This is a genomic window from Amnibacterium sp., assembly GCF_036559085.1.
Lineage (GTDB): Bacteria > Actinomycetota > Actinomycetes > Actinomycetales > Microbacteriaceae > Amnibacterium.
In genome coordinates, this window is sequence record NZ_DATBTU010000010.1 from 18609 (window position 1) to 43912 (window position 25304).

The 25304-nt window shown below is 72.0% G+C and carries 23 protein-coding genes and 4 tRNA genes; 23 read left to right on the top strand and 4 right to left on the bottom strand.

The genetic code is table 11. The features are described from left to right. Nucleotides 1-58 precede the first annotated feature (58 nt). A tRNA-Val gene (locus VIG76_RS00910) sits at nucleotides 59-131 on the bottom strand. A gap of 131 nt (nucleotides 132-262) precedes the next feature. Here VIG76_RS00910 and VIG76_RS00915 point away from each other — a divergent pair. The 7 genes from VIG76_RS00915 to VIG76_RS00945 all read left to right on the top strand — a co-directional run bounded on the left by VIG76_RS00915 (nucleotide 263) and on the right by VIG76_RS00945 (nucleotide 6887). Further along, nucleotides 263-334: transfer RNA gene (locus tag VIG76_RS00915), tRNA-Gly, on the top strand. A gap of 46 nt (nucleotides 335-380) precedes the next feature. Continuing rightward, nucleotides 381-454, top strand: a tRNA-Cys gene (locus tag VIG76_RS00920). Nucleotides 455-485: 31 nt separating this feature from the next. After that, a tRNA-Val gene (locus tag VIG76_RS00925) sits at nucleotides 486-560 on the top strand. A gap of 275 nt (nucleotides 561-835) precedes the next feature. After that, on the top strand, nucleotides 836-1420 hold the full coding sequence (locus tag VIG76_RS00930; protein WP_331950075.1) for a hypothetical protein: 585 nt from the start codon (nucleotides 836-838) through the stop codon (nucleotides 1418-1420). Between the two features lie 17 nt (nucleotides 1421-1437). Next, nucleotides 1438-2043 (top strand): hypothetical protein, encoded by a 606-nt coding sequence (locus VIG76_RS00935; RefSeq protein WP_331950077.1) that lies wholly within the window; start codon nucleotides 1438-1440, stop codon nucleotides 2041-2043. A gap of 113 nt (nucleotides 2044-2156) precedes the next feature. Further along, on the top strand, nucleotides 2157-4082 hold the full coding sequence (locus VIG76_RS00940; RefSeq protein WP_331950079.1) for a glycoside hydrolase family 15 protein: 1926 nt from the start codon (nucleotides 2157-2159) through the stop codon (nucleotides 4080-4082). Nucleotides 4083-4382: 300 nt separating this feature from the next. Continuing rightward, nucleotides 4383-6887, top strand: a complete 2505-nt coding sequence (locus VIG76_RS00945; RefSeq protein ID WP_331950081.1) for a WD40/YVTN/BNR-like repeat-containing protein — start codon at nucleotides 4383-4385, stop codon at nucleotides 6885-6887. A gap of 78 nt (nucleotides 6888-6965) precedes the next feature. Here the strand turns inward: VIG76_RS00945 and VIG76_RS00950 are convergent, their stop codons facing one another. Beyond that, nucleotides 6966-7154: a hypothetical protein gene (locus tag VIG76_RS00950; RefSeq protein ID WP_331950083.1), complete on the bottom strand. Its 189-nt coding sequence runs from the start codon at nucleotides 7152-7154 to the stop codon at nucleotides 6966-6968. A 40-nt stretch (nucleotides 7155-7194) separates the two neighbouring features. Here VIG76_RS00950 and VIG76_RS00955 point away from each other — a divergent pair, with 40 nt between their 5' ends. The 16 genes from VIG76_RS00955 (at nucleotide 7195) to VIG76_RS01030 (ending at nucleotide 23341) form a co-directional block, all read left to right on the top strand. Next, the gene (locus VIG76_RS00955; RefSeq protein WP_331950085.1) at nucleotides 7195-8088 is read left to right on the top strand and encodes a phosphotransferase family protein; all 894 of its coding nucleotides are present in this window, start codon (nucleotides 7195-7197) and stop codon (nucleotides 8086-8088) included. A 47-nt stretch (nucleotides 8089-8135) separates the two neighbouring features. Further along, nucleotides 8136-8855 carry a hypothetical protein gene (locus tag VIG76_RS00960; RefSeq protein WP_331950087.1) on the top strand — a complete coding sequence of 240 codons (720 nt, stop codon included), beginning with the start codon at nucleotides 8136-8138 and terminating at the stop codon, nucleotides 8853-8855. Between the two features lie 120 nt (nucleotides 8856-8975). Continuing rightward, complete coding sequence (thrS, locus tag VIG76_RS00965) at nucleotides 8976-11036, top strand: threonine--tRNA ligase (protein ID WP_414640588.1); 2061 nt, start codon at nucleotides 8976-8978, stop codon at nucleotides 11034-11036. Nucleotides 11037-11083: 47 nt separating this feature from the next. Next, the gene (locus VIG76_RS00970) at nucleotides 11084-11608 is read left to right on the top strand and encodes an HIT family protein (RefSeq protein ID WP_331950291.1); all 525 of its coding nucleotides are present in this window, start codon (nucleotides 11084-11086) and stop codon (nucleotides 11606-11608) included. 151 nt (nucleotides 11609-11759) lie between these two features. Beyond that, nucleotides 11760-12659: a pyridoxal 5'-phosphate synthase lyase subunit PdxS gene (pdxS, locus tag VIG76_RS00975; RefSeq protein ID WP_331950089.1), complete on the top strand. Its 900-nt coding sequence runs from the start codon at nucleotides 11760-11762 to the stop codon at nucleotides 12657-12659. Then, the gene (gene pdxT / locus VIG76_RS00980) at nucleotides 12656-13255 is read left to right on the top strand and encodes a pyridoxal 5'-phosphate synthase glutaminase subunit PdxT (protein ID WP_331950091.1); all 600 of its coding nucleotides are present in this window, start codon (nucleotides 12656-12658) and stop codon (nucleotides 13253-13255) included. Before pdxS ends, pdxT begins: the two co-directional genes overlap by 4 nt. A 43-nt stretch (nucleotides 13256-13298) precedes the next feature. Beyond that, nucleotides 13299-13898, top strand: coding sequence for a hypothetical protein (locus VIG76_RS00985; protein WP_331950093.1), 600 nt, complete (start codon nucleotides 13299-13301; stop codon nucleotides 13896-13898). A 79-nt stretch (nucleotides 13899-13977) separates the two neighbouring features. Next, the gene (locus VIG76_RS00990; protein ID WP_331950095.1) at nucleotides 13978-14739 is read left to right on the top strand and encodes a YebC/PmpR family DNA-binding transcriptional regulator; all 762 of its coding nucleotides are present in this window, start codon (nucleotides 13978-13980) and stop codon (nucleotides 14737-14739) included. Between the two features lie 9 nt (nucleotides 14740-14748). Continuing rightward, on the top strand, nucleotides 14749-15294 hold the full coding sequence (gene ruvC / locus VIG76_RS00995; protein ID WP_414640594.1) for a crossover junction endodeoxyribonuclease RuvC: 546 nt from the start codon (nucleotides 14749-14751) through the stop codon (nucleotides 15292-15294). Between the two features lie 147 nt (nucleotides 15295-15441). Next, nucleotides 15442-15732, top strand: coding sequence for a hypothetical protein (locus VIG76_RS01000; protein ID WP_331950100.1), 291 nt, complete (start codon nucleotides 15442-15444; stop codon nucleotides 15730-15732). A 243-nt stretch (nucleotides 15733-15975) separates the two neighbouring features. Next, nucleotides 15976-16566, top strand: coding sequence for a Holliday junction branch migration protein RuvA (ruvA, locus tag VIG76_RS01005; protein ID WP_331950102.1), 591 nt, complete (start codon nucleotides 15976-15978; stop codon nucleotides 16564-16566). Further along, the gene (gene ruvB, locus VIG76_RS01010) at nucleotides 16563-17585 is read left to right on the top strand and encodes a Holliday junction branch migration DNA helicase RuvB (RefSeq protein ID WP_331950105.1); all 1023 of its coding nucleotides are present in this window, start codon (nucleotides 16563-16565) and stop codon (nucleotides 17583-17585) included. The genes ruvA and ruvB overlap by 4 nt, the downstream gene beginning before the upstream one ends. Nucleotides 17586-17694: 109 nt before the next feature. Next, nucleotides 17695-18132, top strand: a complete 438-nt coding sequence (yajC, locus tag VIG76_RS01015) for a preprotein translocase subunit YajC (protein ID WP_331950107.1) — start codon at nucleotides 17695-17697, stop codon at nucleotides 18130-18132. A gap of 121 nt (nucleotides 18133-18253) precedes the next feature. Further along, nucleotides 18254-19999 (top strand): protein translocase subunit SecD, encoded by a 1746-nt coding sequence (gene secD / locus VIG76_RS01020; RefSeq protein ID WP_331950109.1) that lies wholly within the window; start codon nucleotides 18254-18256, stop codon nucleotides 19997-19999. Next, nucleotides 19999-20988 (top strand): protein translocase subunit SecF, encoded by a 990-nt coding sequence (gene secF, locus VIG76_RS01025; RefSeq protein WP_331950111.1) that lies wholly within the window; start codon nucleotides 19999-20001, stop codon nucleotides 20986-20988. The genes secD and secF overlap by 1 nt, the downstream gene beginning before the upstream one ends. 94 nt (nucleotides 20989-21082) lie before the next feature. Further along, nucleotides 21083-23341, top strand: coding sequence for a RelA/SpoT family protein (locus tag VIG76_RS01030; protein ID WP_331950113.1), 2259 nt, complete (start codon nucleotides 21083-21085; stop codon nucleotides 23339-23341). 6 nt (nucleotides 23342-23347) lie between these two features. Here VIG76_RS01030 and VIG76_RS01035 read toward each other — a convergent pair whose 3' ends face one another. Then, nucleotides 23348-23893 carry a hypothetical protein gene (locus tag VIG76_RS01035; RefSeq protein WP_331950115.1) on the bottom strand — a complete coding sequence of 182 codons (546 nt, stop codon included), beginning with the start codon at nucleotides 23891-23893 and terminating at the stop codon, nucleotides 23348-23350. Nucleotides 23894-23995: 102 nt separating this feature from the next. Then, nucleotides 23996-25273, bottom strand: a complete 1278-nt coding sequence (locus tag VIG76_RS01040) for a DUF349 domain-containing protein (RefSeq protein ID WP_414640589.1) — start codon at nucleotides 25271-25273, stop codon at nucleotides 23996-23998. Between the last annotated feature and the right edge of the window lie 31 nt (nucleotides 25274-25304).

Consider the following 25304-nt stretch of genomic DNA (forward strand, 5'->3'; position numbering starts at 1 on the left):
CACACCTGGGCCACGGGCGCTGGCGAGAGGCGGGACGGGAGCCCGCGGGGAGCGACGGTGGGCGATGCCAGACTCGAACTGACGACCTCTTCGGTGTGAACGAAGCGCGCTACCAACTGCGCCAATCGCCCGTGCGCGGACCATGATGCCACAGCCGTTCCCGCGTCGAGATCATCGCGCCGCGGGCCACGCCGCGCCGCCGCGCTCGTTCGACACCCCCCGTGGGATCGGCTACAGTTCTGGATGCCCCGAGAGGGGCGACGCGGATGTGGCGCAGTGGTAGCGCATCACCTTGCCAAGGTGAGGGTCGCGAGTTCGAATCTCGTCATCCGCTCGGTGGGACCAGATGGACCGATCCCGGCCACAAGGTTCTCCTCCGTGGTGGGGTGGCCGAGAGGCGAGGCAACGGCCTGCAAAGCCGTGTACGCGGGTTCGAATCCCGTCCCCACCTCCATCCGGACCCCGGCGTGAGCCGATACGGATCCGGGCGATTGGCGCAGCGGTAGCGCGCTTCCCTGACACGGAAGAGGTCACTGGTTCGATCCCAGTATCGCCCACCACACGAACCCCCGGCCTGACCGGGGGTTCCTCGTCTCTCAGCCGTGTGGGCGGCCCGCGTGCCGGTCCTCGCCGGCGGCTGACGACGTCCCGTCCGTCGGCTCTGCACCACGGCTCCCCGGGTATGGGTCCTCCTCGTCCGGGCCCGCAGCGCTTCAGATCCTGCTCCTGAGGGGTGCGGGGTCCGGTCCACCTCATTCCCTGGGGCTGTTGTGCGTCCCTGTTCCGAGCGGTACGGTCCGCCTCTTCCGACCACGATGTCGGAGAGGAGACGCTCATGCGTCGTATTCGCCGGCGCCTGTGGCTCACGCTCGGGCTCGTCTCGGTCGTGCTGCTCACGGCCTGCACATCGCCCGCGCCGAGGGTGAGCAGGTATCCCCGACCGGCCCCCACCGTGACTACGGCCGCAGCACACGAGTTCGTCTCGAAGCGGCACGGCTTCCGGCTGACCCTGCCCAAGGACTGGACAGGGGCCGACGCTCAGGTCTCGTGGGACGGCGGTCTGCTGCTCGGGGTCGACTCACCCGCCTTCGCCGACTTCACGGATTCGACGGGTGGCCGCGTGATCACCTTCGGCGCTGCCCAGCTGCCGAGGGGTACGACGCTCGCAGCGTGGCAGGCCAGCATCTTCCGCAACGAGACGGGCAGCTGCGTCATGGATCCCTCCACGACGACGACGACCCTCGGGGGCGAGCGCGCCCTGAGCTGGACCGTGGCGTGCCCCGATCAGGTGGTGGACCTCGCCGTCGAGCACGGGACGCGTGGCTACGTCGCCATCTTCGTGCCCCTCCAGTCCCGCATGGACGCCACCGATCTGGCGGCCTTCGACCCCATACGCCGGTCCTTCCACTTCACCGACTAAGGGCAAAGGAGACGCACATGCGTCGGATCCGCCACCGCTTCTTGCTCACGCTCGCGCTCGTCTCGGGCGTGCTGCTCACGGCGGCCTGCACCTCCCCCGGGCCGAGGGTGACCACCGAGCCTCGGCCGACCGCGGCGCTGGCGGCGCCGAGGGCGCATGAGTTCGTCTCGACGGTGTACGACTTCCGACTCACCCTTCCCGAGGACTGGACCGGGGTGGACGCGGCGCCGTACGACTCGTGGGACGGTGTGCAGCTGCCGGGGATGAGCTCCACCGCCTTCGCCGACTTCACCGACTCGACGGGCAATCGCCTGTTCGCGGTCGGCGCTGCGCCCGTGGTGATGGGAACGACGCTGGCGGCCTGGCAGCGTGCCATGGTCCGCGCCCATGATTTCGACTGCGCCGACCTCCGTCCCCTCCGTCCCACGAGGACGACCACGTTCGGAGGCGAGCGGGCCTTGACCTGGATGTCGAAGTGCGACGACGAGATCCACATGTATCTCGCCGTCGTGCACGGCACGCGGGGGTACGTCGCGGAGTTCCTGCCGTACGAGTCCAGCATCTCCGCGGCCGACCTCGCGCTCTACGGTGCGATGCTCCGGTCGCTCCACTTCACGAGCTAGGGCAGCGGTGCGGGTCCGCGCTGCACCACGGCCCACCTCACCCGGCACGGGTGGTGCCCGCACCCGGGTGGCGTGATGGGCTGCGAGCGTCCACCGCCGGAAGGGGTATCGCCGTGACCACGCTCACCGAACCGAAGGCCGGAGCGGCGCCCACCGCCTTCGAACGTCCCGCGACCGTGGCGGGGCCGTCCGCCTTCCCGCCGATCGCCGACTACGCGTTCCTGTCAGACTGCCACACGGGTGCTCTCGTCGCGCCCGACGGATCCGTCGACTGGCTCTGCGTGCCCTCCTTCGACTCGCCGGCGGTCTTCGGCAGTCTGCTCGACAAGGAGGCCGGCACCTTCCGCCTCGGGCCCTTCGGGACCAGCGCGCCGACCGACCGGCACTACGAGCCCGGCACGAACGTGATGACGACCACGTGGCGCACGCCGAGGGGCTGGGCCGTCGTGAAGGACGCCCTCGTGATCGGTCCGTCGCGCGGCTCCGACGCCGTGACTCCGCATACCCGTCCGCCCTCGGACGACGACACGGAGCACGTGCTGGTCCGCACGGTCACCGGCATCGAGGGCGAGGTCGAGATCGAGCTGGTCTGCGAGCCGGCGTTCGAGTACGGCACCGTCACTCCGGGCTGGACCATCAGCGACGACGACGGGCTCGTCGCCGACGCCGTGAGCCCGCGGCTCACGCTGCGCCTGCGGACGGACTTCCCGATGGGCATCGAGGGGAACCGGGTGCGCGCCCGGCGGGTGCTGCACGCCGGGGAGACGATGTTCTGCTCCCTGTCCTGGGCGGCGGACCTCGTAGGCCCTGCGTCCGACGAGGACGCGGTCGCGGCGATCGAGCGGACGACCCGCTTCTGGCGGGACTGGCTGGGCCGTGCGCGCATCCCCGATCACCGCTGGAGCGCCGCGATCCAGCGCTCCGCGCTCGCGATCAAGGCAATGACCTACCTGCCGACCGGGGCGACCGTCGCCGCGCTGACCACCTCGCTCCCGGAGACGCCCCAGGGGGAGCGGAACTGGGACTACCGCTACAGCTGGATCCGCGACTCCACCTTCACCCTGCGCGCGCTGCACTGGCTCAACCTCGACTGGGAGGCGAACGACTACGTGCAGTTCGTGGCCGACCTGGAGCCGAACCCGGACGGCGGGCTGCAGATCATGTACGGGATCGACGGTCGGCGCGACCTGAGCGAGTCCACGCTCGACCACATGAGCGGGTACGCGAACGCGCGTCCGGTCCGGGTCGGGAACGGTGCATACGACCAGCATCAGAACGACGTGTACGGCGCCGTGCTCGACTCGCTGCTGCTGCAGAGCAGGCGCAGCCAGCGGCTGCCGAGCCGGCTCTGGCCGATCGTCCTCAACCAGGCGGCCTGCGCGCTCAAGGTGTGGCGCGAGCCGGACCAGGGCATCTGGGAGGCGCGGGGGGACCCGAAGCACTACGTGTCGTCGAAGCTCATGTGCTGGGTCGCGCTCGACCGGGCTTCACAGCTCGCAGCCATCAACGGCGACCCGGAGCTCCGCGACGAGTGGGGCGCTGCGGCCGATGAGATCAAGGCCGACATCCTCGAGCACGGCCTCGACGAGCGCGGGGTGCTGAAGCAGCACTACGAGGCGGCCGCCGGCACGCTCGACGCGTCGAACCTGCTCGCCGCGATCCTCGGCTTCCTGCCGGGCAGCGACGAACGCCTGCATGCCACGGTGATGGCGATCGCGGACGACCTCACCGAGGACGGGTTCGTGCTCCGCTACCGGGTGGACGAGACGGACGACGGGTTGTCGGGCAAGGAGGGCAGCTTCCTCATCTGCTCGTTCTGGCTCGTGTCGGCCCTCGTGATCGTGGGGGAGGAGGACCGCGCCAGGAGCCTGTTCGAGCGGCTGCTGCGGATCGCCTCACCACTCGGGCTCTACGCCGAGGAGTACGACGTCGGCAGCGGGTTCCACCTCGGCAACTTCCCGCAGGCCTTCTCCCACCTCGCCCTCGTGGAGGCGGCGGGCCGGATGATCCTCGCCGAGCGGGAGCGCGAGTTCGGGTAGCCCAGGGGTCCCCGCCGGCGGCAGGGTGACGCGGGGATCCCCGCCGGTCCTTCCGGCGACCGGCTCGGGTCGTCGTTCCGAGCAGCCTGCGGGGATCAGCGCGGATCGCTCATCCGTCGAGATGTCCCCTGTACAGGGCACTTATGCGATGCATATGCTCCGGATACCCAATACCCATGCACGGCGCCGTGGTGACGTCGCCGTGCGCGCTACCCCCATGGAGCCACCGTGCGTCGAGGTCGATCAGCCGTGCCCGCATCCCCACCGACGAGTCGACGGGGGAGGCGATCCAGCCGGCTGATGCTGCTCGGCGCGCTGACCGCGTGCGCGCTCTCCGTCGCCGGCGTCTCCGGCGCGAGTGCGGCCACGCACCCCGTCAAGCCGTCTGCGAAGTCGTTCCTCCTGAAGGGCAGCGCCACCAGCGGCAGCGGGGTGAAGGCCTTCGCCGACACCGGAAGCGGCAGCGGCGTCGACGCCGGCGAGGCTCGGTCGGTGCAGCTGCGCGGCGAGTTCCAGCAGTCGATCACCGCGGCCCCTGCTTTCCAGGCGCCCGCCGCGGGGCTCGTCGCGGCGCAGCACGCCGCTTCCTCGCTGCCGACCGCCGGCGGCCACTGGTACGAGGTGACCGCCAAGCCCTTCGTGAACGACCCGATCCCGCGCGGGGCGAACTACGGCACCGGCTGGGGCGACGTCAGCGGGCGGCTCACCTCGCTCACGCACTCCGGCTCCGTCGTGTTCGCGGGCTCCGCGAGCGGTGGCGTCTGGCGCTCCTCCGACGGCGGCGCCCACTTCACGCCCGTCAACGACGGTCTCCCGCGGCTCTCGGTCGGGGCGCTCGCCACGGACCCGCGCGACGGCTCGGTCTGGGTCGCCACCGGCGAGGGCAACAACTCGTCGGAGAGCCAGTACGGCGTCGGCGTCTACCGTCTCGCCCGCGGCGCGTCCACCTGGAAGCAGGTCGGCGGCCCGGAGCTCTACGGCGCCGGCTCCTACCGCATCGTCTGGATCGGCGGCTACGTCTACGTCGCGACGACCAAGGGCCTCTACCGTCGCCCGGCCGGCTCGACCTCGGGTCGGGCATGGCAGGCGGTGCTGCAGCCCGCCGGCCCGAAGACCTACCCGCCCTCGTCGGCGGTGACCGACGTGATCGCGGTGCCCGGCACCGGCGGCCACCTGATCCTCGGCGTCGTCGGCTGGGCCGGCTACACGACCCCGCCTGCCGACGAGGCCAACGGCTTCTACGTGGGCACCGGGTCCGCCGGCAGCTTCCACCGGATCACGCCGAAGGGCGACATCGACCCCACCACGATCGGGCGCACGAGCTTCAGCAGCTCCGGGCACAGGCTCTACGCCGTGGTGGAGAGCACCGCGACCGGCGACCTCCGGGGCCAGGGCGTCTACGTGAGCCCATCCGGCGACCCGCGCGGTCCCTGGACCCGCATCGCCGACGTCGACAAGCTCGCGGCGTCCGGCTCGGCGCTCGGTGACTCGACGAGCGGCTACTTCCCCGGCGTGCAGGCGGACTACAACCAGTACGTCCTCGCCGACCCGACGAACCCGAACCACCTCTACCTCGGCCTCGAGGAGGTCTTCGAGTCGACGGACGGCGGCGCGACCTGGAACACGGTCGGTCCGTACTGGAACGTCGGCATCTCCTGCGACGTCGACGGCACCACGCCGTACAACTGCCCGCAGACCACGCATCCCGACCAGCACGCCGCGATGATCTTCGCCGGCAGGCTGTGGGCCGGCAACGACGGCGGCGCCTGGAAGCGGCCGCTGAACGTGCACGTGCGCGGCAGCTGGACCAACCTGAACGCGACGCTGCACACCACGCAGAACTACTCGATCGCGGTGGGCAAGGTCGCAGGCGGCCTCGCCTACTGGGGTGGCCTGCAGGACAACGGCGAGTCGTACACCACCACCACCTCGCCGGACGTCCAGCAGGCGTTCACGGGTGACGGCGGGGACACGATCGTCGATCCGGCGAACGGCAACAGGGCCGTCGAGGAGTACACCAACCTCGACATGTACGTGACGACGGACGGGGCGACGAACGATCTCCGCGAGATCTCGCCGTCCTGCCTCACCGCGACCAACCCGCCGGCGGTCTGCGACCCGAACCCCCGGTTCATCGCCCCGATCGAGCAGGACGTGAAGGACCCGACCCACTGGGTCGCGGGCGGCCAGTACGTCTGGGACGACACGGCCGGCTGGAGCACCGTCTGCGACGGCGCGTCCGGCTGCGACTGGAAGAAGGTCTACGACACGGGGGCCGGCCACCAGGTCACGGCGCTCGCGGACAACGGCGCAACGACCTATGCCGCCTGGTGCGGCAGCTGCAACCCGGGCAGCTTCCAGCGCGGCCTCGCGACCAACTACGGCGGCGCCTGGCACGAGCTGTCCCTGGCCGGTGTGCCGAGCCGCTACATCACCTCGGTGGCCGTCGACCCGAAGGACGCGGCGCACGTCATCATCAGCATCGGCTCCTACAGCCGGCGCTGGATCCCGAACGCCGGCTACGGCCACGTGTTCGAGTCACGCAACGGCGGCCGCACCTGGACCGACGACAGCGGGAACCTGCCCGACGCGCCGGTCTACAAGGTGGCGCTCGCCGGGCAGAAGCTCGTGGTCGGCACCGAGGTCGGGGCGTTCGTCGGCAGGACGAGCCCTTACGGCGCCCGCTGGGCCCGACTCGGCACCGGCCTGCCGAACGTCACCGTGTGGGACCTGACCGTGACGCCGACCGGCGCCGTGGTCGCCGGCACACACGGGCGCGGGGACTGGAAGGTGCAGCTGCACTAGCAGGACTGCCGACGAGGCGGGCGGCCGACGGCGACGTCGACCGCCCGCCTCGCGGTCGTTGCGGGGCGGCGGCGACGCTCAGCGCTGCAGCGTGAAGTACAGCAGCGCGGCCAGCCCGACGAACATGACGGCGATCCACACCCGGCGCAGCCGGGCGTTCTGGGGCCGCCGCTCCTCACGTGCCCGGGCGCGCTCGCGCTGGAGGAACGAGATCGCGACGAGCGCGACCGCCGCGGAGGCGATGTAGCCGACCGTCGTGAGGACCATGGGGCGATCCTGCCCGACAGTCCGTCGATACGCTCGCCGGATGGGGGACGACGGGCCGAAGGATCCGCCCCTCGGCGAGGAGGGCGCGGTCCGGCTGCTCAGCGAGGCGATGCCGGAGCTCCGCTGGTCGTCCCTCCGCTACGTCGACGCCGGCTGGGACCACGAGGTGCTGCTGCTCGACGACCGCCTCACGGTCCGCTTCCCCAACGAGGAGCACTACCGGCGGATGCTCGACGCCGAGCGCGTGGTGATCGACCGCCTCGCCGGCCGCAGCCGGGTGGCGCTGCCCCGCGTCCGCGCGATCGACCCCGACCGGCGCTTCTCGGTGCACGACTTCGTCCCCGGCGAGCAGCTCACCCCCGCACGGCTCCTCGCCTTGTCGGCGCCCGACCGCGACGAGGTCGCCGACGCCCTCGCCGGGCTCCTCTCCGCGCTGCACGGGCTGGACCCCTCCGTCCTGCCGCCGGGCACGCCGTCCTGGACGGTGCCGGAGGAGCACGTCGAGGTGCGCCGGCTGGCGGCGTCCGGGCTCCCGGCGCTGCTGGGGCCGGTCGAGCTGCGCCTGGTGGACGAGGTCCTCGACGACGTGCCCGCCCTGCTCGCCGAGTCCCCGCCGCCCGTGCTCGTGCACGGCGACGTCTACGAGGACCACCTGCTGCACGACCCCGCCACCGGCCGCCTCGGGCTCATCGACTTCAGCGACCTGGCCGTCGGCGACCCGGCCATCGACTTCGCCGAGCTGATCGACTACGGCCGGCCCTTCCTCGAGGACGTCGTGCGCCGATACGGCGGCGACGAGGCGCTCACGGACCGCGCGATCCGCTACGGCCGCTGGCTGGCCGTCTACCTGATGACCGACCACCTCGTGTCGGCCAAGACCTCCTTCGCCGAGGCGCGCATCCCCTTCGACCGCCGGGTGGGGTCGGACGGCTGACACCGAGGCGGGCGGGGGAGGATCGGCACGGCTCGGGGGAAGGACGGATGGGACAGGAGTCGATCGCCCACTTGTACGACGACGACCACGCGGCGCGCCGCCCGCCCGAGAAGGCCGCGATCGACGCCGAGGCCGACGAGGGCCTGCTGCTCGCGGAGTACGCGATCCGGATGCGGCTCAAGAACCGGATCATCGTCGACACGATGGCCGGATCCGGTGCCGCGCGCGCGGAGGCGTGGCTGGACGAGGTCCGCCTGGCCCTCGGCCGGCTGCGCGTCGAGGCGGAGACGTCCGCGCGGCGGATGGCCGGGGAGCGGGACTCGGCGGCACGGACCCGCGGCCTCGCCCGGCACGAGCACGACTACCGGCACCGCGACGCGGACAACCTCGAGCGTCGACGTCGCGTGTACACGGCGCTCGCCGGGCGGCTCGTGCGGTGGGAGAACGACGACGCACGGGTGACGGCGCTGCTGGCATCGGCCCGCGACGACGCGTTCCTGGAGATGCGCTCGGCCATCACCGCGATGCTGTCGCGGGCGAGGTCGGCGCCCGAGGAGGACCGCGCGGTGCTCGAGGAGCGGCTCAGCCTGGTCGCCGCCGTCGACCTGCCGGCGCTCGCGGAGGAGCGGCGGCGCGAGGCGGAGGCGGATGTACAGGCGCCACCGGAGACCCCGCATGCCGGCGCCCCGACGGATCCGCCCGGACCGCCCACCCCTCCTGAAGCCCCGCCGCGACGCCGGCTGCGCGACCGCATGCGCCGGCGCTGAGCGCTCCGCCCGTCGCCCGGGCCTGCCGTCGGCGGGGCCCGGACCGGTCGTCCGCGGCAGGGCGCCGCGGGTCGCGCCGATACAGTGGACGGACCTCCCGACCCGTCGAAAGGGACCCCGTTGAGCGACTCCGCACCCTCCGCCGCACCGGTCGAACAGGGACCGGCGGCGACGACGGGCCGCACGCTCTTCGGTGAGGACCGCGAGGTCATCGCCGTCCGCGTCGACGGCGCCCTCTGGGACCTCGACCGGCCGCTGCCCGCCGACGCCCAGGTCGAGCCCGTGCCGATCGGCTCGCCCGACGGGCTCTCGATCCTCCGGCACTCCACCGCGCACGTGCTCGCGCAGGCCGTGCAGACCGTGAACCCGGAGGCGAGGCTCGGCATCGGACCGCCCATCGCCGACGGCTTCTACTACGACTTCGGCGTCGAGCAGCCGTTCACCCCCGAGGACCTGAAGCGCCTCAGCAAGGAGATGGAGCGCATCCAGCGCGCCGGCCAGCGGTTCGTCCGCCGGCCCGTCACCGAGGACGAGGCCCGCGAGCTGTTCGCCGACGAGCCGTACAAGCTCGAGCTGATCGGCCTGAAGGGCGGCGCGACCGGCGGCGACGAGTCCGTCGAGGTCGGCGCCGGCGAGCTCACCGTGTACGCGAACGTGGACCGCACCACCGGCGAGACGATCTGGCAGGACCTCTGCCGCGGCCCGCACCTGCCGAACACCGGCCTGCTCCGCAACGGTTGGGCCCTCGACCGCGTGGCCGCCGCGTACTGGCGGGGCTCGGAGAAGAACGCGCAGCTGCAGCGCATCTACGGCACGGCGTGGCCCAGCAAGGACGAGCTGCGCGACCACCAGCGCCGTCTCGAGGAGGCCGCGAAGCGCGACCACCGCAAGCTCGGCGCGGAGCTCGACCTGTTCAGCTTCCCCGACGAGATCGGCTCCGGCCTCGCCGTCTTCCATCCGAAGGGCGGCGTCATCCGCCAGGAGATGGAGCAGCACGCGCGCCGCCGGCACGTCGAGGCGGGCTACACCTACGTTTACACGCCGCACATCGCGAAGGAGGACCTGTTCCTCCAGTCGAACCACCTCGTCACCTACCGCGAGGGCATGTTCCCGCCCATCCGGATGGACGAGGAGATCGACGCCGCGGGCGAGGTCGTCAAGCAGGGCACCGACTACTACCTGAAGCCGATGAACTGCCCGATGCACATCCTCGTCTACAAGGCGCGGGGCCACAGCTACCGCGACCTGCCGATGCGGCTCGCGGAGAACGGCACCGTCTACCGCAACGAGCTCTCCGGCGCACTGCACGGGCTCACCCGCGTGCGCGGCTTCACCCAGGACGACTCGCACCTCTTCGTCACCACCGAGCAGCTCGAGGACGAGGCGACGAAGGTCCTCCAGTTCGTCATCTCGATGCTGCGCGACTTCGGCCTTGACGACTTCGAGCTCGAGCTGTCGCTCCGCGACGACGAGAAGTCGAAGTGGATCGGGTCGGACGAGTTCTGGGAGTACTCGACGAACGCGCTGCGCAACGTCGGGGCCGCGAGCGGGCTGAAGCTGACCGAGATGCCCGGCGAGGCCGCCTTCTACGGGCCGAAGATCGACCTCAAGACCCGGGACGCGATCGGTCGTGTATGGCAGCTGTCGACGGTGCAGGTGGACGTGAACCTGCCGGAGCGCTTCGACCTCGAGTACACCGACCGCGACGGCCAGCGGAAGCGCCCCGTCATGATCCACCGGGCCCTGTTCGGCTCGATCGAGCGGTTCTTCGCGATCCTGCTCGAGCACTACGCGGGCGCCTTCCCCGTCTGGCTGTCGCCGGTGCAGGCCGTCGGCATCCCGGTCGCCGAGGAGTACGCCGAGTACCTCGGCGCCGTGGTCGACCGGCTCCGGTCGGCCGGCGTGCGCGCAGACCTCGATACGTCCGACGACCGGATGCAGAAGAAGATCCGGAACCACACGGTCCAGCACGTGCCGTTCCTGCTCATCGCGGGCGAGAACGACCGGGCGGCGGGCGCGGTCAGCTTCCGCTTCCGCGACGGCACGACCCGCAACGGCGTGCCCGTGGACGAGGCGATCGCCCTCATCACCGGCGCCATCGCGTCCCGCACCCAGGTGTCGACGGAGGCGGACCTCGAGCCGGCGGGCGGCGCGGGCGCGGCGGCGGCGGGAGCCGTGTGACCGACGCTGGCCCGTACAGCGCCCACGAGTTCGACGGGGTCCCGCGGATCGACGGCGCCGTCGGCGTGCCCGACGCCTACCAGCGGCTCTGGGTGCCGCACCGCATGGCGTACATCCAGACGAACCACACGGGCGACGAGCCCGAGGACGAGGGCTGCCCGTTCTGCCGGGCGCCGAGCCTGCCCGACGACGAGGCGCTGATCGTGGCCCGCGGCGAGCACGCCTTCGTGCTGCTCAACCTGTTCCCGTACAACTCCGGGCACCTGCTCGTCTGCCCGTACCGGCACGTGCCGCTGTATGACGAGGCCACCGACGACGAGGTGCGCGAGATCGCCGCGCTCACGCAGACCGCGATGCGCGTGCTGCGCGCGGACTCGCGCTGCGACGGCTTCAACATCGGCCTGAACCAGGGCCGGGTCGCGGGCGCCGGCGTCGCCGACCACCTGCACCAGCACGTCGTGCCGCGGTGGGCCTCCGACGCGAACTTCTTCCCGATCATCGCCGAGACGAAAGCGCTCCCGGTGCTGCTCGGCGACACCCGTGCCTCGCTCGCCGCCGCCTGGCCCCGCTGATCCCACCTCACTTCGCCCGGCCGGGAGGCTGCCTCTCAGGGCATGTCGGGGCGTGACGGGGGCGCGGGGCGGGGGCGCCGCGGCGAGTAGACTCGAGGATCGCCGTCGGCGGATCCGCCACGGCCCATCGGCACCGATTCAGGGATCTCAGATGACGGACAGCACCACCAGCACGGTCGGCACCAGCCGGGTCAAGCGCGGACTCGCGGAGATGCTGAAGGGCGGCGTGATCATGGACGTCGTCACGGCCGACCAGGCGAAGATCGCCGAGGACGCCGGCGCCGTCGCGGTGATGGCGCTCGAGCGCGTGCCGGCCGACATCCGCGCCCAGGGCGGCGTGGCCCGGATGAGCGACCCCGACCTGATCGCCGGCATCGTCGAGGCCGTCTCGATCCCCGTCATGGCGAAGGCCCGCATCGGCCACTTCGTCGAGGCGCAGGTGCTGCAGGCCCTCGGCGTCGACTACATCGACGAGTCCGAGGTCCTGTCGCCCGCCGATTACACGAACCACATCGACAAGTGGCAGTTCACCGTGCCCTTCGTCTGCGGCGCGACGAACCTCGGCGAGGCCCTCCGCCGCCTCACCGAGGGCGCGGCGATGATCCGCTCCAAGGGCGAGGCCGGCACCGGCGACGTCTCCGAGGCCACCCGGCACATGCGCCAGATCTCCGGCGAGATCGCGGCGCTCGCCTCGAAGAAGCCCGACGAGCTCTACGTCGCGGCCAAGGAGCTGCAGGCTCCGTACGAGCTCGTCGCCGAGGTCGCCGCCGCCGGCAAGCTGCCCGTCGTGCTCTTCACCGCCGGTGGCGTCGCCACCCCGGCGGACGCCGCGATGATGATGCAGCTCGGTGCGGACGGCGTCTTCGTCGGCTCCGGCATCTTCAAGTCCGGGGACCCGGCCAAGCGCGCCGCCGCCATCGTGAAGGCCACCACCTTCTTCGACGACCCGGCCGTGATCGCGGAGGCCTCGCGGGGGCTCGGCGAGGCGATGGTCGGCATCAACGTCGCCGACGTGCCCGCCCCGCACCGGCTCGCCGAGCGCGGGTGGTGACGGCCGCCACTCCCGTCGTCGGCGTCCTCGCGCTGCAGGGCGACTTCCGGGAGCACCTCGCGGTGCTCGCCGAGCTCGGCGTGAGAGGCGTCCCGGTCCGGCGCGCGAGCGAGCTCGACCAGGTCGACGGCCTGATCATCCCCGGCGGGGAGTCCACCGTCATGGACAAGCTGTCGCGGGCCTTCGGGCTCGCCGAGCCGCTGAAGGCGCGGATCGCGGACGGCCTGCCCGTGTACGGGACCTGCGCGGGCCTCATCTTCCTGGCGGACCGCGTGCTCGACGCGATCGACGGGCAGCAGACGCTCGGCGGCCTCGACGTCGCCGTGCGTCGCAACGCCTTCGGCAACCAGCTGGACTCCTTCGAGACGGACCTGGAGGTCGACGGCTTCGAGGGGCCGCCGGTGCACGCCGCCTTCATCCGCGCGCCCGTCGTGGAGACGGTGGGGGAGCGCGCGACACCGCTCGCCGCGCTCGAGGACGGGCGGGTCGTCGCAGTCAGGCAGGGCAACCTCCTCGGCACGTCGTTCCACCCCGAGATCACCGGGGAGCTCCGCTTCCACCGCGCGTTCCTCGACACGGTCGTCGCCGCCGCCTGAGCGGGCACAGGGTCCGTCCGGAGGGCGGCGGAAGGATCGCCGGATGCGCCTCTACTCCGATCTCCCGCGCGCCCGGGCGCTCCAGATCGCCGGAGACGCGGTCGCCCTCGTCGTGCTCGTCGGCGGGATCGTCCTCGCGGTCGCGCTGCACGGCGCGATCGCGGCGCTCGAGGACGTCGGGAACCGCGTCGCCGCCTCGGGAACCGGGTTCTCGACGACGCTCGGCGACATCGGCCGGCAGCTCGGCGGGGTACCACTCATCGGGAGCGGGATCCGCGCCCCCTTCGACGGTGCCGCGGGCGCCGGGTCCGCCCTCGCCACGGCCGGCGCCGGCTGGAGCGACGGAGTGGAGCGGATCGCCGCCATCGCCGGCTGGACCGTCGCGCTGCTGGTCGTGCTCGTCGTGCTCGCCGGCTGGGTGCGTCCGCGCCTCGCCGGTGCGCTCCGTCGGGGTACCGTGGCCCGGCTCTCGGGCGACGTCGACCTCCTCGCGCTGCGGGCGCTCGCCGGCAGGCCCACCCGGGCGCTGGCCGCGATCGGGCCGGATGCCGCGGCTGCATGGCGCCGGGGCGATCCGGACATCGTCAAGCGGCTCGCAGGTATCGCGTTGGCCGACGCCGGTCTCCGGCCACTCGCCGGCTGACGGCCGTTCCCTCGGCGCCCACGGCGCGGGCCGGTACCATCGGTCCGGCGTTTCGGCAGCAGGCACAACAGGAGGTCACATGTCCGGACACTCCAAGTGGGCGACCACCAAGCATCAGAAGGCGGTCAAGGACCAGCGGCGGGCCAAGTCGTTCGCGAAGCTGATCAAGAACATCGAGGTCGCGGCGAAGATCGGCGGCGCCGACCTCTCGGGCAACCCGACGCTCGTCGACGCCGTGCAGAAGGCGAAGAAGACCTCGGTCCCGAACGAGAACATCGACCGCGCCATCAAGCGCGGGGCGGGCCTCACCGGCGAGACGATCGACTACCAGACGATCATGTACGAGGGCTACGGCCCGAACGGGGTCGCGCTGCTCGTCGAGTGCCTCACGGACAACCGCAACCGCGCCGCGGCCGAGGTGCGCACCGCGATGAGCCGGAACGGCGGCACCATGGCCGATCCGGGATCCGTCGCCTACAACTTCAGCCGCAAGGGCGTCATCCGCGTCGCGAAGACGGACGGCCTCAGCGAGGACGACGTGCTGACCGCGGTGCTCGACGCCGGGGTGGAGGACGTGGCGGACCACGGCGAGGAGTTCGAGGTCGTCACCGACCCGAGCGACCTGGTCGCGGCACGCACGGCGCTGCAGAGCGCCGGTGTCGACTACGAGTCGGCGGACGCCGAGTTCGTGCCGGGCCTCAGCGTCGAGATCGACGACGTGGAGCTCGCGAAGAAGGTGCTCCGGCTCGTCGACGCGCTCGAGGACCTCGACGACGTGCAGAACGTGTTCGCGAACTTCGACCTGTCCGACGGGGTCGCCACCGCCCTCGACGAGGAGTAGCCCGTGCGGGTGCTCGGCGTCGACCCGGGCCTGACACGGTGCGGGGTGGGCGTCGTCGACGTCGCTGCCGACCGCACCGCGCGCCTCGTGCACGTGGAGGTGATCCGCACGCCGCCCGAGCAGGCGCTCGAGCTGCGGCTGCTCGCCCTCGGCCGGGGCATCGCGGCGCTGCTCGACGAGCACCGGCCCGAGGCGTTCGCGCTCGAGCGCGTCTTCGCGCAGCACAACGTGCGCACGGTGATGGGTATCGCCCAGATCAGCGGCATCGCCCTGCATCTCGCGGCTGAGCGCGGGCTGCGGGTCGGGCTGCACACCCCGAGCGAGGTGAAGGCGGCCATCACCGGCTACGGCGCCGCCGACAAGCGGCAGGTCACCGCCATGGTGACGCGCGTGCTCGGCCTCGACGAGCCGCCGAAGCCCGCCGACGCCGCGGACGCCCTCGCCATCGCGATCTGCCACGCGTGGCGGTCGGGGCCCGTGGCGCCGGTCGTCGGCTCCTTGACGCCTGCGCAGCAGGCCTGGCGCGACGCGGAGGCCCGCACCGCCCGCCGCTGACGCCGTCTCTCACCCCTCCGCTCATCGCGCCGATCCGGAGAAACCGGACGACACGCCGGCGTCGCGCGCGAATCACCGGCGTGTCGCGCAGGAACTCCGGAACGGCGCGACCGACGGATACTGGTCGGCCGGGGAAGGGGGTCCGCCATGCCGTCGTATCGGGTGGTGCTGACGTTGGGACGCGTGCATCCCGGAGCGGATGCGCAGGCCGTGCTGCCGAAGGCGGCCGACGCCGTGGGCGCGATCGCGGTCGTCGAGGCGCGGAGCGTAGGGGTAGCCAAGGGACGCGGGCAGGCCACGGTGCGGTTCGAGGCCGCGGATGACGCCGCCGCCCGGCCGGTCGCCGTCGCTGCCGCGACGGCCGCGGGCACGCAGGCCGAGATCCTCGAGGTGCAGCTGCGGCGCCAGGCCGGCACGCGCTGGACGCTCATCCGCTGATCCCAGCGAGCGCTTCGGCAGGCCCGCAGCGCTTCGGCGGGCCAGTAGCGCTTGAGCAGACCCCTCGTTCACCAGGAGCTTGGCCCCCGCGGCCGGTTTCGGCGCGCGGCGAAGCCGCGTGGCGGCCGTGTCCGAGGGAATGAAGCGCTCGTGGTCTGCTCAAGTGCACTGGATCGAACGCGTCTTCGACTCGCCGGGGCGCCACGCTCGTCGATGTCGCCGCCCGCGCCTACGGTGGTCGCCGTGATCGCATCGCTCCGGGGGACCGTGCTGGAGGCCATGGGCTCGCTGCTCGTCGTCGAGGTGGCGGGCGTCGGCTACGCGGTCACCGTCACGCCGGAGCACGCGCTCGCGGTTCGCCACGGCGAGGTCGTGCTGCTGCACACGGCGATGGTCGTGCGCGAGGACGACATCTCGCTGTTCGGGTTCCAGACCCGCGAGCAGCTCGCCGTCTTCGACCTGCTCCGTGGCGTCACCGGCGTCGGCCCCAAGTCCGCCATGGGTGTGCTCGCGGTCATGCCGCCCGCCGCCATCGCCACCGCGGTCACCATGGAGGACGACGCGGCCTTCCGCCGGGTCTCCGGCATCGGGCCGAAGACCGCGAAGCTGATCGTCCTGTCGCTCACGGGCAAGCTGCTGGACATCCGCCCTGCCGCCCCGGTCGCATCGCCGCGCGGCGCCGACGTGCTCGTCGCGCTCGTGGGCCTCGGCTACGCGGAGCGCGCCGCGCAGGCCGCGCTCGACGACGTGCTCGCCGAGCGGCCGGACGAGCGCCAGACCGCCGTCCTGCTGCGCGCCGCCCTCGCCGTGCTCGGCCCCCAGACGGTCCGATGAGCATCGTCAAGCCCACGCCCGAGTCCGAGGCGGAGCTCGCCTTCGAAGGGGCGCTGCGGCCGAAGTCGCTCCGGGAGTTCGTCGGCCAGCCGAACGTGCGGCGGCAGCTCGAGGTGCTGCTCAAGGCCGCCGCGCTGCAGCAGCGCACGCCCGACCACATCCTGCTCGCCGGCCCGCCCGGACTCGGCAAGACCACCCTCGCGATGATCGTCGCCGAGGAGTCGGCGCGGCCGCTGCGCATGTCCAGCGGCCCCGCGATCCAGCACGCGGGCGATCTCGCGGCAGTGCTCTCCTCGCTGACCCCTGGCGAGGTGCTCTTCATCGACGAGATCCACCGGATGGCGCGCAGCGCCGAGGAGATGCTCTACCTCGCGATGGAGGACTTCCGCATCGACATCATGGTCGGCAAGGGGGCCGGCGCCACGTCGATCCCGCTCGACCTCGCGCCGTTCACCCTCGTCGGCGCCACCACCAGGTCGGGCCTGCTGCCGAACCCGCTCCGCGACCGGTTCGGCTTCACCGCGAACCTCGAGTTCTACGAGCCCGGCGAGCTCGAGCAGGTGCTCGACCGCGCCGCCCGCCTGCTCGGCCTCGACGCCGCCCCCGGCGCCCTCGCCGAGATCGCCGGCCGCAGCCGCGGCACGCCCCGCATCGCGAACCGGCTGCTGCGCCGCGTGCGCGACTACGCCCTCGTGCACGGCGGCGGCGTGGACCACGCGGCCGTCAGCGCGGCGCTCGAGCTCTACGACGTCGACGGCCGCGGGCTCGACCGGCTCGACCGCGCGGTGCTCGACACGATCCTCACCCGCTTCGACGGCGGACCCGTCGGGCTCAGCACCCTCGCCGCGAGCGTGGGGGAGGAGCCGGAGACCATCGAGTCGGTGGTCGAGCCGTTCCTCGTCCGGATCGGGCTCGTCGCACGCACCCCACGGGGCCGCGTCGCGACCGCCGCGGCCTGGCGGCACGCCGGCAGGTCACCCGCCGCGGCGGAGCAGGCCCTGTTCGACGACCCGGTATGATCGGCGCGCATCCCGAGCGCCGTTCCTGACGTCCGGGTCCTTCGATCCCAACGGCCCCCCGCGCACGGCGCGGCCGGAGGCGGGATCCCCGCCGACGGAAGGCCCTCCCGTGTCGCCCCAGATCACCCAGTACCTGTTCTTCGGCCTGATCATCGTGGTCTTCGTCGTCTTCATGTTCCGCAACAGCCGCAAGCGGCAGCGGGATGCGGCGGCGCTGAACCAGGGCCTGAAGCCCGGCGCGGAGATCATGACGACGTTCGGCGTCTTCGGCACCATCGAGTCGTTCGACGAGGCCGAGAACAAGATCGTGCTGAAGACCGGCCCGGGTTCGCAGCTGACGATCCACCGGCAGGCCGTCGGCCGTGTCGTGACGACGCCCGACGACGCCGCGACCACGCAGCTGAACGGCGAGCCGGTGCTGCTCGACGACGCGGCCAGCGAGCCCGAGTTCGGCCAGCGGATCGAGCCCGTCACGGACCCGACGGCGCCCGGCGAGGACCCCACGACCGGCACCCGGGGTGGCGTCCCCGGCCGGAGCGCCGAGTAGCGGTTAGCATTGCCAGGCCCACCGCCTGAGAAGGTGGTGGGAATCCGCGCGTGAGCAGACCGACCCCGGTGCCGCGCGACGCGGCGCGAAGCGCCGCCCCGATCCGACTGGGAAGGCGTCCGTGGCGAGAGCAGTGACCCCGCAGGTCAAGGCGAGACGTTCGCTCGTCGGCCTGGCGCTGATCGTGCTGGCGCTGATCGCGCTGAACTTCCTCGGCGTCCTCTTCGCGCCGGGAGCGACGTTCGGCGCGAAGATGCAGTCGTTCGTGCCGAAGCTCGGGCTCGACCTGCAGGGCGGCACGCAGATCATCCTCGAGGCGCAGACGGTCAACGGGCAGAACCCGACCGCCGACCAGCTGAACCAGTCCGTCGCGATCATCCGCCAGCGCGTCGACGCGGGCGGTGTGAGCGAGGCGCAGATCAGCACCGCCGGCGGCAAGAACATCATCGTCTCGCTGCCCGGCACGCCGAGCCAGGCGACGATCAACAGCGTCAAGTCGAGCGCGCGGATGGTGTTCCGCTCCGTGCTGCTCAGCTCCGCCGCGTCGACGTCGAGCGTCGGGAAGGCGAAGCCGTACACGCCGCCCGCCTCGCTCGCGACGCAGCCGAGCGTCAAGCCGACGAACGGCAGCGACTCGGCGTACGTCACCCCGTACCTGCGGGACCTGTACGACCACTACGACTGCGCGCAGGACACGACGGCGGCGAAGCAGTCGCTGCAGCACCCGACCGAACCGCTCGTCACCTGCGACCCCACCGGCAGCGTGAAGTACCTGCTCGGCCCGGTCGAGGTCGAGGGCACCCACATCTCGAACGCCAACAGCGGCGTGAAGACCACCTCGCAGGGGGCGACGACCGGGACCTGGGTCGTGAACCTCACCCTCGACGGCACCGGTGCGAAGGAGTTCGCGACGACGTCCTCTCGGCTCGTCGCGCTCGCCCCGCCGAAGAACGAGTTCGCGATCGAGCTCGACGGCAAAGTGATCGAGGCGCCCGCGGTCAACCAGGCGATCACCAACGGCCAGGCGGAGATCAGCGGCAACTTCACGCAGGACTCCGCGAAGGCCCTCGCCGACCAGCTGAAGTTCGGCGCCCTGCCGATCAGCTACACCGTGCAGAGCCAGGACACCATCTCGGCGACGCTCGGCACCACGCAGCTGCTGGCAGGCCTGCTCGCCGGTCTCATCGGCCTGGCCCTCGTCGTGGCGTACTCGGTGCTGCAGTACCGCACCCTCGCGTTCGTGACCGTCGGGTCGCTCCTCATCTCCGGGCTGCTCACCTACCTGGTCATCGACTTCCTCTCCTGGCGGGAGGGCTACCGGCTGTCGCTCGCCGGCGTGGCCGGCCTCATCGTGTCGATCGGTATCACCGCCGACTCGTTCATCGTCTACTTCGAGCGCATCCGCGACGAGCTGCGCGAGGGCAAGGCGCTCGTCGGCGCCGTCGAGGCCGGTTGGCGCCGTGCGATCCGCACGATCCTGGCGTCGGATGCGGTCAACTTCCTCGCCGCCGCGGTGCTCTACATCCTGGCGGTCGGCGACGTGCGGGGCTTCGCGCTCACCCTCGGGCTGACCACCCTCGTCGACGTCGTCACCGTCACCCTCTTCACGCACCCGGTGCTGCAGCTCGTCGCGCGCCGCCCGTTCTTCGCCGACGGCCATCGCTTCTCGGGCCTCGACCCGCGGGCGCTGGGCGCCGTCTACCGCGGCCGCGGCAGCTTCCGGGAGCCGGCGCTCGCCGGCCCTGCCGTGCTGCGCAGCCGCGGTGAGGCCGCTCGGCGGCAGACGATCGCCGAGCGCAAGGCGGCGGAGCTCGGCGCGTCCACCAGCACGGGCACGATCGACACGATCCGGGAGGACCGGGACTGATGGCGAGCTTCACCCGCTTCGGCAACGACCTCTACTCGGGCGCCCGCTCGATCGACTTCATCGGCCACCGGCGCGTCTTCTACCTGATCGCGGCGGTCGCGATCCTGGTGTCCGTCGTGGTGCCGTTCCTGCGCGGCGGGTACCACTTCGGCATCGAGTTCACCGGCGGCTCGCAGTACACCGTCACCGGAGCGCCGTCGGCGCTGGTCTCGGACACGAAGATCGGCGCGGACGCGGTCCGCTCCGTCGTGACGAACCAGGAGCCCACGGTCAGCATCGTCGGCGGGAACGGCGTCCGGGTCCAGACGACCCAGGTGACCGCCGATCAGAGCGACCAGATCACGACCGCGCTGGCGAACGCGTACCACGTGGGGCGGAACGACGTCGCGTCGTCCTTCATCGGGGCGACCTGGGGCGCGGACATCACCAGCACGGCGGTGCGCGGCCTCATCGTGTTCCTCGTGCTCGTCACCATCGTGATGGCCGTCTACTTCCGCACCTGGAAGATGTCCGTCGCCGCGCTGATCGCGCTCGCCCACGACCTCATCCTCACCGCGGGGATCTACGGGATCGTCGGCTTCGAGGTGACGCCCGCCGCCGTGATCGGGTTCCTGACGATCCTCGGCTACTCGCTCTACGACACCGTCGTGGTGTTCGACAAGGTGCGTGAGAACACCGAACGGCTCACCCCGGACAGCCCGCGGACGTTCGCCGAGACGGTGAACCTCGCGATCAACCAGACGCTCGTGCGGTCGATCAACACCTCCATCGTGGCGCTGCTGCCGATCGCGGGCATCCTCTTCATCGGTGCGCTGCTGCTCGGCGCGGGCACCCTGCGGGACATCTCGCTGGCGCTCTTCATCGGCATCATCGTCGGCACGTACTCGACGATCTGCGTCGCGGCGCCGCTCTACGTGGACTTCCGGTCGACGGAACCGGCGATCAAGCTGAACACCCGGCGGGCCCTCACGGCGCGGGCACGCGCCTGACCCGGCCGTTCGCCCACGGCGTGCGGCGTACGACTGCGGCGCGGAAGTCCGTGCGGATGCCCGGTGTTAGCGTGAGCGGACCCGGAGGGCAGAAGTGACGGAGACGCGAGAGCAGCCGCCGACGACGGCGTCGCTGCGCCGTCGCGTGCCCCGGCTCTTCTCCCGGTCCCAGCCGCAGGGCGCGGTGGAGACGCTCATCCGCACGGTCAAGGGGCACCACCCGAAGGCCGACGTCTCGGTCATCGAGCGGGCCTACGCCACGGCCTACCGCGCACACGACGGGCAGCTGCGCAAGAGCGGCGAGCCGTACATCACGCATCCACTCGCGGTCTCGCAGATCCTGGCGGAGCTCGGCATCGGCCCGCGGGGGATCGCGGCCGCGCTGCTGCACGACACGATCGAGGACACCGAGTACACGCTCGACGAGCTGCGCGCCGACTTCGGCGACGAGGTCGCGCTGCTCGTCGACGGCGTCACGAAGCTCGACAAGCTGAAGTACGGCGACTCCGCGCAGGCGGAGACCGTGCGGAAGATGGTCATCGCCATGTCGAAGGACGTGCGCGTGCTGATCATCAAGCTCGCCGACCGGCTCCACAACGCCCGCACCTGGGGCTTCGTCCCCGCGGAGAGCGCGCAGCGGAAGGCGAAGGAGACCCTCGAGATCTACGCGCCGCTCGCGCACCGCCTCGGCATCCAGGCGATCAAGCTCGAGCTCGAGGACCTCTCCTTCGCGGTCCTCTACCCGAAGCTGTACCTCGAGATCGAGTCGCTCGTCCGCCGCCGCACGCCGCAGCGCGAGGAGTTCGTCGCCGAGGTGATCAACACCGTCACCGAGGACCTGAAGGCCGCGAAGATCCGCGGCAAGGTGATGGGCCGGCCGAAGCAGTACTACTCGATCTACCAGAAGATGATCGTCCGCGGGCGCGAGTTCGACGAGATCTACGACCTCATGGGCATCCGGGTGCTCGTCGACAGCGTGCGGGACTGCTACGCCGTGCTCGGCGCGATCCACGCCCGGTGGACGCCGGTGCCGGGGCGCTTCAAGGACTACATCGCGACCCCGAAGTTCAACCTGTACCAGTCGCTGCACACCACCGTGCTGGGCCCCGAGGGGCGGCCGGTCGAGATCCAGATCCGCACGCACGAGATGCATCAGCGCGCCGAGTTCGGCGTCGCCGCGCACTGGAAGTACAAGGAGCAGCTGCAGGCGGGGCGCGCGCCCGACCGGGCCGGCAGCGACAACGAGATGGCGTGGCTCGCGCATCTCTCCGACTGGGAGAGCGAGACCGCGGATCCGCAGGAGTTCCTCGAGGGGCTGCGGTTCGAGATCGGCGCGAAGGAGGTCTACGTCTTCACGCCGAAGGGCAAGGTCATCGGCCTGCCCGCCGGTGCGACGCCCGTCGACTTCGCCTATGCCGTGCACACGGACGTCGGCCACCGCACCATGGGCGCCAAGGTCAACGGCCGGCTCGTCCCGCTCGACTCCACCCTCGCGTCCGGCGACGTGGTCGAGGTCTTCACCTCGAAGAACCCCGACTCGGGCCCGAGCAAGGATTGGCTGCAGTTCGTCCGCAGCCCCAGAGCCCGCGCGAAGATCCGGCAGTGGTTCACCAAGGAGCGCCGCGACGAGGCGATCGAGCAGGGCAAGGACGCGATCGCCCGTGCCATGCGGAAGCAGAACCTGCCGCTGCAGAAGCTGATGAGCCAGGAGCTGCTCGTCGGTATCGCGACCTCGATGCGGTACGAGGACGTCTCGGCGCTGTACGCCGCGATCGGCGAGGGGCACGTCTCCACGCAGTCGGTGATCGAGCGGGTGCTGCAGCAGGTGCAGGGCACGCAGGAGACGGACGAGCCCGAGTTCGAGTCGCCGACGACCGGGCGGCAGCGGGTCATGCGCACCAGCGACTCCGGCGTGCTGGTGCGCGGCGCCCCCGACATCCTCGTCAAGCTCGCGAAGTGCTGCACGCCGGTGCCGGGTGACGAGATCGTGGGCTTCGTGACCCGCGGCTCCGGCGTCTCGGTGCACCGCAGCGACTGCACCAACGTCACCTCCCTCGGCGCGCAGCCGGAGCGGATGGTCGACGTCGAGTGGGCGCCGACGTCGAAGAGCGTGTTCCTGGTGCAGATCCAGGTGGAGGCGCTGGACCGCGCCGGGCTGCTGTCGGACGTGACCCGGGTCCTCTCCGAGCACCACGTGAACATCCTCTCGGCGACGGTGTCGACGTCGAGCGACCGGCTCGCGCTCAGCCGCTTCGTCTTCGAGATGGGCGACACCACGCACCTCGACCGCGTGCTGAACGCGGTGCGCCGCATCGAGGCCGTCTACGACGTCTACCGGGTGTCGGCCGGCTGAGTCCGCTCAGACCGGCTCGTCGCCGTCCCGGCGCGCGCGGAAGCGCGCCAGCGCTCGGAGCCTGCCCGGTGCGACGGGGGTCGCGACGAGCGCGGCGACGGCCTGCCGCCAGGTGAGGCCGGCCGTCGCGATCAGCGCGTCGAGCACGGCGACCGTCTCGCGGCGGAGCGCCGGCTCCAGGCGGGCGAGGTCCGCCGCGGTCCGGAAGACCGACGTCACCCGGACGCCCCCGATGCGCACGACGTCACGTGGGCCGAACGCCACCTCCCGCACGGGTACGACCTTGGAGCGGGATCCGCCGTCGCTCTCCGTCGCGAGCTGCAGCGGCCGCCGGAGCAGGTCGGTGGCGCCGTGCACCCACGCGGCGGTCCAGCCGACGAGCACGAGGTCGTAGGGCGCCGTGGCGGTCGCGAGCGAGGCCGCCCGCTGCACGGGGCCGTCCGGCTCGTCGGCCGCGATCAGCCCGTCGCCGAGCGCGAAGCCGTCGCCGTCGAGCCGGATCGCGCACTGCTCCGCGAGGGCGAAGGACGTCGTGTCGAGGACCGATGGCATGCGCACGCAGGGGAGCGTGGCAGCCGTCATCCGATGCGGACGGCCGATCCGGCGACCTGTGGAGAACGTCGCCGCGGGAAGGCCTGGGGAGGAGCGGGCGGCTCAGCCGATCGCGTCGAGCCAGATGCGGCGGGCGTTCAGGGCGTCCTCGGCGTCCTTGATCCGCCGCGCGTCGCCGGCCGCCTGCGCCTCCTCGAGCTCGCGCTCGAGCTTCTCGATCGCCGAGCTCAGCTGCGCGGCGAGGCCCTCCGAACGCGCCTTCGTCTCCGGGTTCGTGCGCCGCCAGTGCTCCTGCTCGAGCTGGGCCACGTGCTGCTCGATGCGGCGGAGCCGGTCCTCGACGGGCCGGAGCTGGTCGCGGGGGACCCGCCCCGCCGCGTCCCAGCGGCGCTGGATGCCGGTGAGCGTCTTCCTCGCGGCGGTGGCGTCGGTCGCCTTCAGGAGCGGTTCGGCCTCCTCGAGCAGCGCGAGCTTCACGGTGAGGTTCTCGCCGAGCTCGGCATCCTGCTCCGCCTGCACGGCGGCCTTCGTCTGGTAGATCGCGTCGCCGGCGGCGCGGAACCGCGCCCACAGCGCGTCGTCGACCTTCCGGCCGGCACGCCCGGCGGCCTTCCACTGGTCGAGCAGCGACCGGTACTCGCCGATCGCGTCCCCGGAGCTGCCGGCGAGCGCCTCGGCCCGTTGCACGAGCCGCTCCTTGGCCTCGCGAGCCGCGCCCTGCGTCTGGTCGAGCTCGGCGAAGTACGCCCGGCGCTGCGTGTCGATGGTCGAGCGCGCGTCGCGGAACCGCTTCCAGAGGTCGTTCGACTCGCTCTTCGGGAGGCGCGCGCTGCTGCGCTGCGCCTCCTGCCAGCGGGCGAAGAGCGCGTCCATGGCCTGCGTCGTGGCCTTCCACTGCACGGTCGCGGGGTCGCGGGCTGCGAGCGCCTCCGCCTCCTCGACGATCGCGACGCGGTCGGCGCGCGCGGCTTCGACCTCCGCCTTGTGCTCCTCGGAGCGCTTCGCCGACAGGTCCTCCACGGTGCCACCGAGCGCGGCGACCCGGCGCCGGAGCGCCTCGAGGTCGCCGACGGCGTTCGCGTCCTCGAGCGCCTCGGACAGCCGCTTGACCGCCTTCGCGACGTCGGCGGGCGGGGCGCCGCGATGGGCGCGCTGCTCGAGCAGAGTCACCTGGGCGGCGAGGTCGGTGAACTTGCGCTGGTAGTAGGCGAGCGCCTCCTCCGGCGTCGCGTCGGGGTACTCACCGACCTGCCGCTCGCCGTCGCGGTCGCGCACGAACACGACGCCGTGCTCGTCCACCCGCCCCCAGGGCGCGTCAGTGGCCTCGGCCGGCTGCGTCGTCGCGTCGTCGGTCGTGGTCTCCGGATCCGAAGTCGTCACGGTGCTCCCCTCGGCTCCACACTATTGCACC

Excerpts from the sequence above, each read along its gene's own strand:
- VIG76_RS00930 (WP_331950075.1), top strand. The coding sequence starts at position 836 with ATGCGTCGTATTCGCCGGCGCCTGTGGCTCACGCTCGGGCTCGTCTCG.
- VIG76_RS00935 (WP_331950077.1), top strand. The coding sequence starts at position 1,438 with ATGCGTCGGATCCGCCACCGCTTCTTGCTCACGCTCGCGCTCGTCTCG.
- VIG76_RS00945 (WP_331950081.1), top strand. The coding sequence starts at position 4,383 with ATGCTGCTCGGCGCGCTGACCGCGTGCGCGCTCTCCGTCGCCGGCGTC.
- VIG76_RS00950 (WP_331950083.1), bottom strand. The coding sequence starts at position 7,154 with ATGGTCCTCACGACGGTCGGCTACATCGCCTCCGCGGCGGTCGCGCTC.
- VIG76_RS00955 (WP_331950085.1), top strand. The coding sequence starts at position 7,195 with ATGGGGGACGACGGGCCGAAGGATCCGCCCCTCGGCGAGGAGGGCGCG.
- VIG76_RS00960 (WP_331950087.1), top strand. The coding sequence starts at position 8,136 with ATGGGACAGGAGTCGATCGCCCACTTGTACGACGACGACCACGCGGCG.
- pdxS (WP_331950089.1), top strand. The coding sequence starts at position 11,760 with ATGACGGACAGCACCACCAGCACGGTCGGCACCAGCCGGGTCAAGCGC.
- VIG76_RS00985 (WP_331950093.1), top strand. The coding sequence starts at position 13,299 with ATGCGCCTCTACTCCGATCTCCCGCGCGCCCGGGCGCTCCAGATCGCC.
- VIG76_RS00990 (WP_331950095.1), top strand. The coding sequence starts at position 13,978 with ATGTCCGGACACTCCAAGTGGGCGACCACCAAGCATCAGAAGGCGGTC.
- VIG76_RS01000 (WP_331950100.1), top strand. The coding sequence starts at position 15,442 with ATGCCGTCGTATCGGGTGGTGCTGACGTTGGGACGCGTGCATCCCGGA.
- ruvB (WP_331950105.1), top strand. The coding sequence starts at position 16,563 with ATGAGCATCGTCAAGCCCACGCCCGAGTCCGAGGCGGAGCTCGCCTTC.
- secF (WP_331950111.1), top strand. The coding sequence starts at position 19,999 with ATGGCGAGCTTCACCCGCTTCGGCAACGACCTCTACTCGGGCGCCCGC.
- VIG76_RS01035 (WP_331950115.1), bottom strand. The coding sequence starts at position 23,893 with ATGCCATCGGTCCTCGACACGACGTCCTTCGCCCTCGCGGAGCAGTGC.